This is a genomic window from Bradyrhizobium sp. Kon56 (assembly GCF_055807635.1).
The window spans coordinates 1-331 of sequence record NZ_JBVVOU010000254.1 but is presented as its reverse complement, the minus strand read 5'-3'; the positions used below and the strand labels follow the sequence as shown (position 1 = coordinate 331).

The following is a 331-nucleotide window of genomic DNA, read 5'->3' as shown; positions in this document are numbered from 1 at the left end:
CGTTCATCATAAGCAAAAAGATCAATACCGCCCTGCTCGGCTCCATTTTTACCGAGCCTTTGACAGCCATGCAGCGATTGCTCCTTGGTCAGCAGCGACCAACAGAACTGTTCGAAAGAAGCCGCTGGCATCCTGGCGAAGTCGAGCAGAAACTCGCCTCGATGAAACACACGTTCGACTGGTTTGACCTTTGCCTCGGGGTGAAGGTGATCTGGCCACTCTTGCGGCAGTTCCTCATGGTCTTGAGAACTACCCGGCAATTTGTACGAGTGACCCTGACTTAAAAAATCCAAAATACTTTCCCGAATGCCTTTGTCCGCCAAACTCTTGG

Annotated in this window: 1 protein-coding gene; it reads right to left on the bottom strand. The window is 51.1% G+C overall.

What is annotated here, in order from left to right:
• On the bottom strand, positions 1-331 hold a 331-nt coding region (locus AC0L3B_RS38860; RefSeq protein ID WP_473382995.1), incomplete at both ends, for a hypothetical protein.